Source organism: Mycolicibacterium sp. XJ2546 (assembly GCF_053483195.1).
The window spans coordinates 74,307-87,073 of record NZ_JBEFRW010000008.1 but is presented as its reverse complement, the minus strand read 5'-3'; the positions used below and the strand labels follow the sequence as shown (position 1 = coordinate 87,073).

At 67.4% G+C, this 12,767-nt stretch carries 13 protein-coding genes; 6 read left to right on the top strand and 7 right to left on the bottom strand.

The annotated features are described in order from the left end of the window. Positions 1-33 precede the first annotated feature (33 nt). Both ABQE44_RS15115 and ABQE44_RS15110 read right to left on the bottom strand, forming a co-directional pair. On the bottom strand, positions 34-1,017 hold the full coding sequence (locus ABQE44_RS15115) for a bile salt hydrolase (protein WP_448430633.1): 984 nt from the start codon (positions 1,015-1,017) through the stop codon (positions 34-36). 22 nt (positions 1,018-1,039) lie between these two features. Then, positions 1,040-1,495, bottom strand: coding sequence for a hypothetical protein (locus ABQE44_RS15110; protein WP_448430631.1), 456 nt, complete (start codon positions 1,493-1,495; stop codon positions 1,040-1,042). Between the two features lie 198 nt (positions 1,496-1,693). On the opposite strand from ABQE44_RS15110, the gene leuA reads away from it, so the two are divergent. Beyond that, complete coding sequence (gene leuA, locus ABQE44_RS15105) at positions 1,694-3,547, top strand: 2-isopropylmalate synthase (RefSeq protein ID WP_448430629.1); 1,854 nt, start codon at positions 1,694-1,696, stop codon at positions 3,545-3,547. Between the two features lie 35 nt (positions 3,548-3,582). Here leuA and ABQE44_RS15100 read toward each other — a convergent pair whose 3' ends face one another. Beyond that, positions 3,583-4,572: a DEDDh family exonuclease gene (locus tag ABQE44_RS15100; protein ID WP_448391857.1), complete on the bottom strand. Its 990-nt coding sequence runs from the start codon at positions 4,570-4,572 to the stop codon at positions 3,583-3,585. A gap of 99 nt (positions 4,573-4,671) precedes the next feature. Here ABQE44_RS15100 and ABQE44_RS15095 point away from each other — a divergent pair, with 99 nt between their 5' ends. Both ABQE44_RS15095 and ABQE44_RS15090 read left to right on the top strand, forming a co-directional pair. Further along, a complete protein-coding gene (locus ABQE44_RS15095; protein WP_448391856.1) occupies positions 4,672-5,922 on the top strand; it encodes a Mur ligase family protein in 1,251 nt (416 codons plus the stop codon). Next, the gene (locus ABQE44_RS15090) at positions 5,915-6,631 is read left to right on the top strand and encodes a type 1 glutamine amidotransferase (RefSeq protein WP_448391855.1); all 717 of its coding nucleotides are present in this window, start codon (positions 5,915-5,917) and stop codon (positions 6,629-6,631) included. The genes ABQE44_RS15095 and ABQE44_RS15090 overlap by 8 nt, the downstream gene beginning before the upstream one ends. Positions 6,632-6,656: 25 nt before the next feature. Here the strand turns inward: ABQE44_RS15090 and ABQE44_RS15085 are convergent, their stop codons facing one another. The 3 genes from ABQE44_RS15085 to ABQE44_RS15075 form a co-directional block, all read right to left on the bottom strand. Further along, on the bottom strand, positions 6,657-7,523 hold the full coding sequence (locus tag ABQE44_RS15085) for a type IV toxin-antitoxin system AbiEi family antitoxin (RefSeq protein WP_448392039.1): 867 nt from the start codon (positions 7,521-7,523) through the stop codon (positions 6,657-6,659). A gap of 117 nt (positions 7,524-7,640) precedes the next feature. After that, positions 7,641-8,252, bottom strand: coding sequence for a recombination mediator RecR (gene recR / locus ABQE44_RS15080; RefSeq protein ID WP_448391854.1), 612 nt, complete (start codon positions 8,250-8,252; stop codon positions 7,641-7,643). After that, positions 8,253-8,585, bottom strand: coding sequence for a YbaB/EbfC family nucleoid-associated protein (locus ABQE44_RS15075; protein WP_448392038.1), 333 nt, complete (start codon positions 8,583-8,585; stop codon positions 8,253-8,255). 114 nt (positions 8,586-8,699) lie between these two features. Between ABQE44_RS15075 and ABQE44_RS15070 the strand changes: the two genes are divergently transcribed. After that, positions 8,700-9,473 (top strand): Rv3717 family N-acetylmuramoyl-L-alanine amidase, encoded by a 774-nt coding sequence (locus ABQE44_RS15070; protein WP_448391853.1) that lies wholly within the window; start codon positions 8,700-8,702, stop codon positions 9,471-9,473. A gap of 58 nt (positions 9,474-9,531) precedes the next feature. Here the strand turns inward: ABQE44_RS15070 and ABQE44_RS15065 are convergent, their stop codons facing one another. Beyond that, positions 9,532-9,978: an SRPBCC family protein gene (locus ABQE44_RS15065; protein WP_448391852.1), complete on the bottom strand. Its 447-nt coding sequence runs from the start codon at positions 9,976-9,978 to the stop codon at positions 9,532-9,534. 63 nt (positions 9,979-10,041) lie between these two features. On the opposite strand from ABQE44_RS15065, the gene ABQE44_RS15060 reads away from it, so the two are divergent. Then, positions 10,042-11,457: an FAD-binding oxidoreductase gene (locus ABQE44_RS15060; protein ID WP_448430627.1), complete on the top strand. Its 1,416-nt coding sequence runs from the start codon at positions 10,042-10,044 to the stop codon at positions 11,455-11,457. Continuing rightward, complete coding sequence (locus tag ABQE44_RS15055; protein WP_448430625.1) at positions 11,454-12,767, top strand: class I SAM-dependent methyltransferase; 1,314 nt, start codon at positions 11,454-11,456, stop codon at positions 12,765-12,767. The genes ABQE44_RS15060 and ABQE44_RS15055 overlap by 4 nt, the downstream gene beginning before the upstream one ends.

Genomic DNA, 12,767 nt, shown 5'->3' with positions numbered 1-12,767 from the left:
GTAGCGGCGCCGACCCTAGCCGTATCCCGGTGCCTACGCCACCGACAGAAACGCGAACGGTTCGGCCGGCTCGAATCTTGCGCTGGCATCCCCGGCGTACACGGTCTTCTCGCCGTCGCCGAGATTCAGCCGTTTGGCCGCTGCGCCCTCGGCGAAGTCGAGGTTGGCCAGCTCGACCCAGAACGTGTTGGGCGAGAGCGCCGACTCGAAGAAGTAGCGCAGCGCCTGGTGGTCGACGGCCGTGCGCCACCGGGTCGAGGAGATGTTGGGCTCGTCGGCGGTGGTGATGCCGTACGGGACGGAGACGTTGCGCACCACGCTCATCACCACCGCGACCGACTCGAGCGGGTCGGCGATCTTGGGCACCGCGTCGATGTAGAACGACGCCCGCACGAACCGGTCGGCGGCGCGGTTGGTGCCGGGCAGCATCACGGTCCCGCCGATCTGCTGCCAGTACTCGGTGATCGCGAGCTGCTTGGCGAAGATCGGCGAGTTCGTCATCACCTGGTACTGGCGACCGTGGTGGATGACCTGCTCGCCGTCGATGTACTCGACAATCGCGCTGTCCCCGGTGGCGTCGGACATGGCCAGGTGCAGGGTGGCCAACCGGTGCTGACCGGGCACTTCGGCCGTCACCACCCGCAGCGGCGTGGCGGTCAGCGCGGCGACCGCCTCGGCGACGGTGGCGAAGTTGTCCAGCACGTACTGCGCCCACAACGACAGCGCGACGGCGGGCCGGTCCCCGGTGTTGGACGGGTATTCGGATTCGGCCAGCCACAGCAGGTTGGCGGCCAGCCCGGCCTCGTTGACGCCGTCGGTGGTGCAGATGTCGTAGCCGGTCGCCACCACGCTGCCGTACTTGGCCGTCCACGTCGCCGAGTCGGGACCGGCCTGCCCGGTGCGCGTCACCCCGCGGGGCAGCGCCCACAGGTTGGTTCCGATCTCGAACTTCCAATCCATCGACCGGCCGGTGACGATCCGTTCGCCGGTCCCCAGGTAGACCACTCGAGTGCACACACCGGTCACCTTATTGCCGGCGTCAGATGTCGCACACCTCGGCCAGGTGGGCGAGCTTCTGGCTGATCTGGGCGTTGATGGCCGCCATCTCGTAAAACGTCGGCGGCGGCGGGGCGCCGGGGGCGCGCGCTTCGGTTTCAGCGCGCACGATGGACATCTTGCCGACGAACTCGTCGGCGAGGTTCGCCAACTGTGAGCTGGTCCACTCCAGATCCGGTGCGCTTCGGCTGACCTTCTGCGCCCGTTCGGACAACCCGTCGGCCCACGCCCGGTACGCGGTCTCTTCGGCCATGGTGGGCAAGCCGTCCCCCTCACCGGATTTCGACTCGATCAGCGCAGCCTGAGACTGGTTGTACTCCAACAACTCCCGCACGGCATCGCACTCCTCGGGCGGGCGGTTGAACATGCTGTAGACAAGGGCCGCCACGACCAGAACCACCACCCCGATGGCCACCCACCACCGCCGATCGACTTTCACCGCCTGAACTCTAACGATCGGCGTTGCCCAACTGCATCACCAGGGGTTTTCTCAGCACCGGCGGGCTTGCTAGAGTGGCCGGGTGCAGCGGGTGCTCCTTCTCGGCAGCCGCGACGGGGTCTGATCCAGACCGGCTTCCCGTCGCGGGTGTTCGACGATGCGCCGGTCGAGTCCCGTCCAACTCCCGGAGCAACCATCGTGACCACTTTCTCGAAATCTTCCCCCGATTCCCCTGACGCGTTTGCGTCCGTGCGCACCATCACCACACCCGGGGGTCCGCCCAACCCGAAGCAGCCCGCCTGGAACACCCAGCGCGGGTCGGCGATGCCGGTGCACCGCTACCGCAGCTTCACTGACGAGGTGCCGGGCGGGAACCCGGCGTCAGGTACCGCCCAGATCCCGTTTGACCGCACCTGGCCCGACCGGATCATCGACACCGCACCGATGTGGTGTGCGGTGGACCTGCGCGACGGCAACCAGGCGCTGATCGATCCGATGAGCCCGGCCCGCAAACGCCGCATGTTCGACCTGCTGGTGCGGATGGGTTACAAGGAGATCGAGGTCGGTTTCCCGTCGGCCAGCCAGACCGACTACGACTTCGTCCGCGAGATCATCGAGCAGGGCGCGATCCCCGACGACGTCACCATCCAGGTGCTCACGCAGTGCCGCCCGGAGCTCATCGAGCGGACCTTCCAGGCGTGCGAGGGCGCGCCGCGGGCGATCGTGCACTTCTACAACTCGACGTCGATCCTGCAGCGCCGCGTGGTGTTCAAGGGCGATCGCGAGCAAGTCAAGGCCATCGCCGTCGATGGGGCGCGTAAGTGTGTCGAGGAAGCCAAGAAATACCCCGGCACCCAGTGGCGGTTCGAGTACTCCCCGGAGTCCTACACCGGCACCGAGCTGGTGTACGCCAAAGAGGTCTGCGACGCGGTCAGCGACATCATCGCCCCCACACCGGAGTGGCCGCTGATCATCAACCTGCCCGCCACCGTGGAGATGGCCACCCCCAACGTCTACGCCGACTCGATCGAGTGGATGAGCCGCAACCTGAACCGCCGCGACAGCATCGTGCTGTCGCTGCACCCGCACAACGACCGCGGAACCGCCGTCGCCGCAGCGGAATTGGGCTACGCGGCCGGCGCGGACCGGATCGAGGGCTGCCTGTTCGGCAACGGCGAGCGCACCGGCAACGTGTGCATCGTCACGCTGGGCATGAACCTGTTCTCCCGCGGCGTCGACCCGCAGATCGACTTCTCCAACATCGACGAGATCCGCCGCACCGTCGAGTACTGCAACCAGCTGCCGGTGCCCGAACGCCACCCCTACGGCGGCGATCTGGTGTACACCGCGTTCTCCGGCAGCCATCAGGACGCCATCAACAAGGGCCTGGACGCGATGAAAGTCGCTGCCGACGAAGCGGATTCCGACGTCGACGACATCCTGTGGCAGGTGCCCTATCTGCCGATCGATCCGCGCGACGTGGGCCGCACCTACGAGGCCGTCATCCGGGTGAACTCGCAGTCGGGCAAGGGCGGTGTGGCCTACATCATGAAGGCCGACCACGGCCTGGCGCTGCCGCGGCGGCTGCAGATCGAGTTCTCCCAGGCGATCCAGGCGATCACCGACGGCGAGGGCGGCGAGGTGTCGCCCAAGGAGATGTGGGACGTCTTCTACGACGAGTACCTGGCGCCGGTGCGTCCGCTGGAACGGATCCGGCAGAAGGTGACCGCCGCCGAGGTCGACGGTGGCACCGACACCGTGGAGGCGGTCGTTGCCGTCGATGGTGTGGAGCACGAGATCGTCGGCGCGGGAAACGGTCCGCTCGCGGCGTTCGTCGACGCGCTCGGCGCGATCGACATCAACGTCAACGTGCTGGACTACTCCGAGCACGCCATGTCGTCGGGCGAGGAGGCCAAGGCCGCCGCGTATGTCGAGGCGTCGATCAACGGCCGCACAGTGTGGGGCGTCGGTATCGCGACGTCGATCACGACCGCGTCACTGCGCGCGGTGGTGTCGGCGGTGAACCGGGCCGCACGCCCTCAGCCGAGCTGAAGCCCACACGCAACCGACCCCGGTAGCGCTTCGGGTCAGAACAGCGCGAACTGCTCGCCGGCGGCTCGGGTGTCGGTGAACTCCTCGATACCGGTGCCGGTGACGACGTCGTCGAGGCGGGCCAGGAAGTCGGCGTCGTTGACCAGCGGCACCCCGAGCGTCTTGGCCTGATAGCCCTTGCCCTGCTGGGGTTCGGGCTCGTTGCAGATGATCAGCGACGTCAACATGTCGACGGTGTCGGTGTAGGCCAGCCCGGTGTGCAGGATCCGTTCGACCAGCTCTTCGTGGGTGTGGTCGACCTCGGCCGACAACGCGACGCGCATGCCCTGCACCAGGGGCCTGCCGTCGATGTGGCGGCCGGGGTTCAGGTACGGGCACGGCATCCGCGACGCCAACATCTTCAGCGGGCGGACCTCGTCGTGGGTGACCAGGCCGTTGGGCCAGCGTCGCCGCGTCACCGGATGCACCGGCAGCCACACCTTGCGTTCGCGTGCGCGCACCAGCACGGGTTTGAGGATCTGGGCGAGCACCAGCGCATCGTCGAGGGCGTCGTGCGGCTTCATCTGTGTGACGCCCCAGTGCGCGGCCAGCGTCTCCAGCCGCAGGTTCTCGGTGCCCAGACTGAGGCGGCGGGCCAGCTCCACGGTGCACATCACCGTGTCGGTGGGCAGCTCCTCGTTCACCAGCTCGGCTTCGGCGGCCAGAAACGAGTAGTCGAAACCGACGTTGTGGGCGACCAGGGTGCGACCGTCGAGCAGTTCGATCAGCGGCCCGACGACGTCGCCGAAACACGGCTGGCCCTCCAGCATCTCGGCGGTCAGCCCGTGCACGTGGGTGGGGCCCGGGTCGACGCCGGGATTGAGCAGGCTGTACAGGCTCTGTTCGACGTTGCCGTCGTCGCCGAGGGCAAGCGCGGCGATGCTGACGATGCGAGCCTGGCCGGGGCGGAAACCGGTGGTTTCCACGTCGACGACCGCCCAGCCGGCGCCGGCCTCGTGTGCCGGTCGGCCCCACAAGTGGCTCACAGTTTGAGGATGGCACGGTAGTCCGACAAACCAGGGACCTCGCCGGTCGGCGGTGCAGCGTGTCGGCCGCGGTTTCGGCGCCCTCATAGACTTCCGGGAATGGTCACCATACGAGGGCGCGGCGCGCTGGCGGCCGGTTCCGCGGCGCGCTGGGCGTCGCGGGTCACCGGACGCGGCGCCGGCGCGATGATCGGCGGCCTGGTGGCGTTGACGCTGGACAAGTCGCTGCTGCGGCAGCTGGGGCGGGGCCGTCGCACCGTGGTGGTGACCGGGACCAACGGCAAGTCGACGACCACCCGGATGACCGCCGCGGCGCTGCGCACGATCGGCGCGGCACCCGGTGCCGCTGAAACCGTCGCGACCAACGACACCGGCGCCAACATGGACGCCGGGCTGGTGGCCGCACTCGCCGGGGCCCGTGACGCGCCGCTGGCCGCGTTGGAGGTCGACGAGATGCACGTGCCGCACGTGGCCGATGCCGTCGATCCGGAGGTGATCGTGCTGCTGAACCTGTCACGCGACCAGCTGGACCGCGTCGGCGAGATCAACCACATCGAGCGCACGCTGCGGGCCGGGCTGGCCCGGCATCCCGCGGCGGTGGTGGTGGCCAACTGCGACGACGTGCTGATGACGTCGGCGGCCTATGACAGCCCGCACGTGGTGTGGGTGGCCGCCGGCGGCGGATGGGCCAACGATTCGGTGAGCTGCCCGCGCTCCGGCGAGATCATCGTGCGTGATGGTGCGCAGTGGCGTTCCACCGGAACGGATTTCAAACGTCCCCGCCCGCACTGGTGGTTCGACGAGACGAATATCTATGGACCGGACGGGTTTACCTTGCCGATGACGTTGGCGCTGCCCGGGGCGGTGAACCGCGGCAACGCCACCCAGGCGGTGGCGGCGGCGGTGACCATGGGCGCCGATCCTGCTGCGGCGGTGGCGGCGGTGTCGGCGGTCGACGAGGTCGCCGGGCGCTACCGCACGGTGCGGCTCGGTGAGCACACCGTGCGCATGCTGTTGGCTAAGAACCCCGCGGGGTGGCAGGAGGCGCTGTCGATGGTCGATAAACACGGTGCGGGCGTGGTGATCTCGGTCAACGGGCAGGTGCCCGACGGCGAGGATCTGTCGTGGCTGTGGGATGTGCGCTTCGAGCACTTCGGCGATACGAAGGTGGTGGCGGCCGGTGAGCGCGGCACCGATCTCGCGGTGCGGCTCGGGTATGCGGGCGTCGAGCACACGCTGGTGCACGACACCGTCGCTGCGATCGCGTCGTGTCCGCCGGGGCACGTCGAGGTGATCGCGAACTACACCGCGTTTCTGCAACTGAACCGGGTATTGGAGCGCCGTGGCTGAGTCGAGGGTGCGGATCGGGTTGGTGCTGCCCGACGTGATGGGCACCTACGGCGACGGCGGCAATGCGGTGGTGCTGCGGGAGCGGTTGCGGCTTCGCGGGTATGACGCCGAGATCATCGAGATCACGCTAGCGGATCCGGTGCCCGCCGAGCTGGACCTGTACACGTTGGGCGGAGCGGAGGATTACGCGCAGCGGCTGGCCACCACACACTTGCTGCGCTATCCGGGTCTGCAGCGAGCTGTTTCGCGCGGCGCCCCGGTGCTGGCGATCTGCGCGGCGATCCAGGTGCTGGGGCATTGGTATGAGACATCGTCGGGCGAACGGGTCGAGGGGGTCGGCCTCCTGGATGCGACGACGGCGCCGCAGGATGACCGCTCGATCGGTGAGGTGGTGTCGCAGCCGTTGCTGGAAGGGCTCACTGAGCGGCTCACCGGTTTCGAGAACCACCGCGGGGGAACGGTTTTGGGTGCTATGGCTCGGCCCCTCGGCCGGGTGGTCAGCGGGGCGGGCAACCGGGACGGCGACGGCATCGACGGTGCGGTGCAGGGCAGCGTCGTCGCCACCTACCTGCACGGGCCGTGTCTGGCGCGCAACCCGCAGTTGGCCGATCACCTGTTGTCTCGGGTCGTCGGCGAGCTGGCGCCCTTGGAGCTGCCCGAGGTCGAGCAGTTGCGCCGCGAGCGGCTGGTCGCCCCCCGCCGGGCCTAGGTGCGGTGCGCCCGCGAGGCCGCAGTCACGGATATCGAGGCGGCGTCGTCGGCCGCCAACCGCGGGAAACCATCGCATCCCAGGCCCGCTTGATGATCTCGGCGTCGCGGTCCTCCTTGATCACCTGATCGACGATCCAGCCGAGACTCCTCGCTTGCCGCAAAGCGCGAATGTCTTTCGCATATTGCCGGCGAGCGCGATGCTGATCCCCGTCGTACTCGGACACCACCATGTAGTCGTCCCAACCCATGTCCGCCCAGCGGATGACTCGGGCATTCGCACCGACAATCGGAATCTGCGTGGCGGGCTTGGGCAATCCCGCATCGATGTACAACAGCCGGAGCCAGGTTTCCCTAGGCGAGGCCGCCCCGCCATCCACAAGCGGTAGCGCGATACGCAAGGCTTTGAGGCCGCGCGCACCGCAATAGCGTTTGGCAAGTAGTGCTACGTCCTCGGTTGAATATGGTGCGGCCCGTGTCAGCGCGTCGAGTCTGGCGACCGCCTGACTTCTGGGGAGATATCGGCCTAGGTCGAATGCCGTTCGCGCAGGTGTTGTCACAGGTAACCCCGCGATTTTGGTGATTTCATCAGGCGCCACCGTCTCGTTGCGCACCACGAGTCCCTGCTGGGGGCGTAGACGTGGCGATATCAGCTCGATCGGCGTATCCACGTCCACCCAGGAAGCACCGTGCAGAGCCGAGGCTGCGACGCCGGAGATGACGCCGTTACGATGCGATCGCAGCCACGCGCCCCTGATCCGATCTCGCAGCGAGAGCTCGGAGTCCTTTGAGATGTACACATCGCGGAAGACGGTCCGATACCACCGACGCAGTTGGTGCTCGGTGAGCTTGCCTTCGGCGAGGGCTTCGCTGCCCAGAAAGACGTCCCCCATGCGCGAATACTGCACCCGCGCACCGACACCTTCGCGAGATGTACGTTAACGAGGAAAAGTGCGAGAGGCGGCCGCGCTAACGTACGTTTCGCGGAAAACCCGCGGAAACTCGCCGCGCTACGCCAGCGCGCGGCGGCCCGCCAGCGCCCGGCCCAGCGTCAATTCGTCGGCGAACTCCAGATCACCGCCCATCGGTAAGCCCGACGCGATCCGGGTCACGGTCAACCCCGGAATGTCGCGCAGCATCCGCACCAGATACGTCGCGGTGGCCTCCCCCTCGGTGTTCGGGTCGGTCGCGATGATCACCTCGGTGATGTCGACGCCGTCGACGCGTTCACCAATCCTGTTGAGCAGCTCGCGAATCCGCAGTTGATCCGGTCCGACGCCCGACAACGGATCCAGCGCACCTCCGAGCACGTGGTAGCGGCCTCGGAACTCGCGGGTGCGTTCGACGGCCTGCACGTCCTTGGGTTCCTCGACCACGCACACCACCGACCCGTCGCGGCGGGCATCCGAGCAGATGCGGCAGCGGTCGTCGTCGGATACGTTGCCACACACCGCGCAGTGTTTGACGCCGTCGCGCACCTTCGACAGCACCGCGGTCAACCGGTCGATGTCGGGCGGCTCGACCGACAGCAAGTGAAACGCGATCCGCTGCGCGCTCTTCGGCCCGATGCCGGGCAGCTTGCCGAGCTCGTCGATCAGGTCTTGGACCGGGCCCTCGAACAATTACATTCCCGGCAGACCCAGGTCGCCCATCCCGCCCGCGAGCGGCCCGAGCCGGTCGTGCGCCAGGATGGTGACCTGCTTGGCCGCGTCGGCGATGGCGCCGACGATGAGGTCCTGCAGCGTCTCGGCGTCGTTCGGGTCGATCACCTTCGGGTCGATCGACACCGCGACCACCTCGCCGCTGCCCTTCATGGTGACCTGCACCAGCCCGCCGCCGGCCTGACCGTGCACCTGCGAGTTGGCCAGCGCCTCCTGCGCCTCCATCAACTGCTGCTGCACCTGCTGTGCCTGGGCGAGGAGCGCCGACATATCGGGCTGGCCTCCGGGCTGCATGCCTCCGGGTTGCATGACGGTCCCCTTGCGTATTGGTCTCGACTTGGTTGCTGTCGCCCGCATGGGGCGGTTTGGCCTTTCAGCGTAGTCGTGCTCGAGGCTACGGTGACGCCCGTGCTTGCCCGCCTGCGTGTCGGCGCCGCCACAGCAATACGCGGCTCAGCCGCGGTGGCCGCCGGTCTGATCGTCGCCGCGTCGACGCTCATCATCCCTGCCAGTGACGTCCGCGCCGCCCCGTCCAACATCGCCGGCAAGATCGTCTTCCTCGACCCCGGCCACAACGGCGCCAACGACGACTCGATCGGCCGCCAAGTGCCGACCGGCCGCGGCGGCACCAAGGACTGCCAGGCCAGCGGCACGTCGACCGACGACGGCTACGCCGAGCACACGTTCACCTGGGACACCACCTTGCGCATCCGCCAGGCGCTCACCAAGCTCGGCGTGCGCACCGCGATGTCTCGTGGCAATGACAATGCGCTCGGCCCATGTGTCGACCAGCGCGCCGCGATGGCCAATTCGCTGAAGCCCAACGCGATCGTGAGCATCCACGCCGACGGCGGACCTCCGACGGGGCGCGGTTTCCATGTGCTGTACTCCTCGCCGCCGCTCAACCAGGCGCAGGCGGGGCCGTCGCCGCGGTTCGCGCAGATCATGCGGGACCAGCTCAAGGCGTCCGGCTTCGTGCCCGCCACCTACATCGGCGAGGGTGGGCTCAACCCGCGCTCGGACATCGCGGGCCTGAACCTCGCGCAGTACCCGTCGATCCTGGTCGAGTTGGGCAATATGAAGAACCCGGTCGACTCCGGGCTGATGAAGACGCCCGAAGGCAGACAGAAGTACGCCGACGCGGTAGTGCGCGGCATCGCGGGGTTCCTGGCCACCAGCTAGCCGCTTTGCGCTCTAAGGGGTTGATTGCCTGCACCGCAGGTGCTTGTTAATCGACCCCTTAACGAGATTCCCGCTCGACGTGGGATTTGAGGTTGGCCAGCACCTCGTCCTGGATCCTGCGCAGACCCAGCGGCGCGAACGTCTTCTCGAAGAAACCGCCGACCCCGCCGGCGCCCTGCCAGGACGTCTTGACGGTGACCGACGACCCCGGACCCGCAGGCGCCACGGTCCAGTTGGTGATCATCGACGAGTTGGCGTCCTTCTCGATGACGGTGTGGCCCGCGACGTCGACGTTGGCCTTGACGTCACGCACCCGCGACTTGGTGGCCTGCAGTTTCCACGTCGCGACCGAGCCCGCACCCTGTCCGCCTTCGAGCACCCGGTAGTCGCGGTAGTGCTCCGACAGGATCTTGGGGCGCACGGTCGCATAGTCGGCGATCGCCGCCAGCACCGTCTCCGGCGGCGCGTCGATCAAGACCGTGCTGGCTGCGCTGACCTGTGCCATCTGGATATCTCCTGGTTTGATCGTGCGGTCGCATCGGCTGCGAACGCCGACTAGCGTATATCTGTGTCTGCTGATGAGACCGACGCACGTGCTGCCCACGCGGCGGGGGTCCAGCGGCTGCTGGCCAGCTACCGGGCGATCCCGCCGAACGCCACCGTACGTCTTGCCAAACCGACCTCCAATTTGTTCCGGGCTCGCGCCAAGACCACGACCAAGGGACTCGACGTCTCGGGCCTGACCGGTGTCATCTCCGTCGACCCCGATGCTCGCACCGCCGACGTCGCCGGCATGTGCACCTACGAGAACCTCGTCGCGGCCACCCTGCCCTACGGGCTGTCCCCGCTGGTGGTGCCGCAGCTGAAGACGATCACCCTGGGCGGGGCGGTCACCGGGCTCGGCATCGAGTCAACGTCGTTCCGCAACGGGTTGCCCCATGAGTCGGTGTTGGAGATGGACATCCTGACCGGCACCGGCGAGGTGCTCACCGCCTCCCCCGACCAACACGTCGAGCTGTATCGGGCGTTTCCCAACTCCTATGGCACGCTTGGCTATTCGGTGCGCCTCAAGATCGAGCTGGAGACCGTCAAACCGTTCGTCGCGTTGCGCCATCTACGTTTTCACACGCTCGAGGACATGGTCGCCGCCATGGAGCGCATCGTGGCGACCCGCGACCACGACGGCACACCAGTGGACTACCTCGACGGTGTGGTGTTCTCCACCGACGAGAGCTATCTGGTGTTGGGCACGCAGACCTCGACGCCGGGTCCGGTCAGCGACTACACCGGCCAGCAGATCTACTACCGCTCGATTCAGCATTCCGAGGGCGCCAAGGACGATCGGCTCACCATCCACGACTACCTGTGGCGATGGGACACCGACTGGTTCTGGTGTTCGCGCGCGTTCGGCGTGCAGAACCCGCGGATCAGACGGATCTGGCCGCGGCGCTTGCGGCGCAGCAGCTTCTACTGGAAGCTGATCGCAGTCGACCAGCGGTTCAACGTCGCAGACCGCATCGAGGCACGCACGCTCTCCAGGCCGGCCAACCCGCTTCGCGAACGGGTCGTCCAAGACATCGAGGTGCCGATCGAGCGGACCACCGAGTTCCTGCACTGGTTCGTCGACAACGTGCCCATCGAACCGATCTGGTTGTGCCCCCTGAAACTTCGCGGAGACCAGAACTCGGGCGACACCTGGCCGCTGTATCCGATCCGGCCCGACCGCACCTACGTCAACATCGGTTTCTGGTCGTCGGTGCCGGTCGGCCCGGATTGGCCAGCCGAGCAGGGCCACACGAACCGACTCATCGAACGTAAGGTCAGCGAACTCGACGGGCACAAATCGCTGTATTCCGATGCGTATTACAGCCGCGACGAGTTTGACGACCTCTACGGCGGTGAAACCTACAAGACCGTCAAAAAAAGTTATGATCCCGACTCACGTCTCCTCGACCTGTATGCGAAGGCGGTGCAACGACGATGACGACGTTCAAAGAACACTCGACTTCCACACCTACCCGCAAGTTCACGCTCGCCGAGATCCTCGAGATCCTCGCCGGCGGCCGGTTGCCGCTGCGGTTCAGCGCGTACGACGGCAGCACGGCCGGGCCGCAGGACGCCTCGCTGGGCCTGGACCTGTTGACACCGCGCGGCACAACGTATCTCGCCACCGCGCCAGGGGATCTGGGGCTGGCGCGGGCGTACGTGTCAGGTGATCTGGAGGCCCGCGGTGTGCATCCGGGCGACCCCTATGACCTACTCAAGGCGCTCGCGGACAAGATGGAGTTCAAGCGGCCGTCGCCGCGGGTGCTGGCCAACATCGTGCGATCGCTGGGCTTCGAGCACCTCAAGCCGATCGCGCCGCCGCCGCAGGAGGCACTGCCGCGGTGGCGTCGCATCGCAGAAGGGTTGCGGCACAGTAAAACCCGTGACGCCGAAGCCATCCACCACCACTACGACGTGTCCAACACCTTCTATGAGTGGGTGCTGGGCCCGTCGATGACCTACACCTGCGCCTGCTATCCGCACGCCGACGCCACGCTGGAGGAGGCGCAGGACAACAAGTACCGGCTGGTGTTCGAGAAGCTCAACCTCGAACCCGGTGATCGCCTGCTCGACGTGGGGTGCGGCTGGGGCGGCATGGTGCGCTACGCCGCGAGCCAGGGGGTGTCGGCGGTCGGCGTGACGCTGTCCAAGGCGCAAGCCATCTGGGCGCAGAAGGCCATCGCCGAGGACGGGCTGTCCGATCTGGCCGAGGTGCGCCACGGCGACTACCGCGACGTGCGCGAATCCGGTTTCGACGCGGTGTCCTCGATCGGTCTGACCGAGCACATCGGCGTGCACAACTACCCGGCGTACTTCCGGTTCCTGCGCTCGAAGCTGCGCACCGGCGGGCTTCTGCTCAACCACTGCATCACCCGCCCCGACAACAGGTCCGCGCCGACCGCAGGCGGCTTTATTGACCGCTACGTGTTTCCCGACGGCGAGCTCACCGGCTCGGGCCGCATCATCACCGAAGCCCAGGACGTCGGCCTCGAGGTGGTGCACGAAGAGAACCTGCGCAACCATTACGCGCTCACGCTGCGCGACTGGTGCCGCAACCTCGTCGAGCACTGGGATGAGGCCGTCGCCGAGGTGGGCCTGCCGACCGCCAAGGTGTGGGGGCTGTACATGGCCGGCTCGCGGCTGGGCTTCGAGACCAACACCGTTCAGCTGCACCAGGTGCTTGCGGTCAAGCCCAACAACCAGGGCGACGACGGCGGTCTTCCGCTGCGCCCGTGGTGGACGGCCTAG

Bases quoted from the DNA above. Each gene is read 5' to 3' on its own strand.
- ABQE44_RS15095 (WP_448391856.1), top strand. From the start codon at position 4,672: ATGGTCACCATACGAGGGCGCGGCGCGCTGGCGGCCGGTTCCGCGGCG.
- ABQE44_RS15085 (WP_448392039.1), bottom strand. From the start codon at position 7,523: ATGGGGGACGTCTTTCTGGGCAGCGAAGCCCTCGCCGAAGGCAAGCTC.
- ABQE44_RS15075 (WP_448392038.1), bottom strand. From the start codon at position 8,585: ATGCAGCCCGGAGGCCAGCCCGATATGTCGGCGCTCCTCGCCCAGGCA.
- ABQE44_RS15065 (WP_448391852.1), bottom strand. From the start codon at position 9,978: ATGGCACAGGTCAGCGCAGCCAGCACGGTCTTGATCGACGCGCCGCCG.
- ABQE44_RS15055 (WP_448430625.1), top strand. From the start codon at position 11,454: ATGACGACGTTCAAAGAACACTCGACTTCCACACCTACCCGCAAGTTC.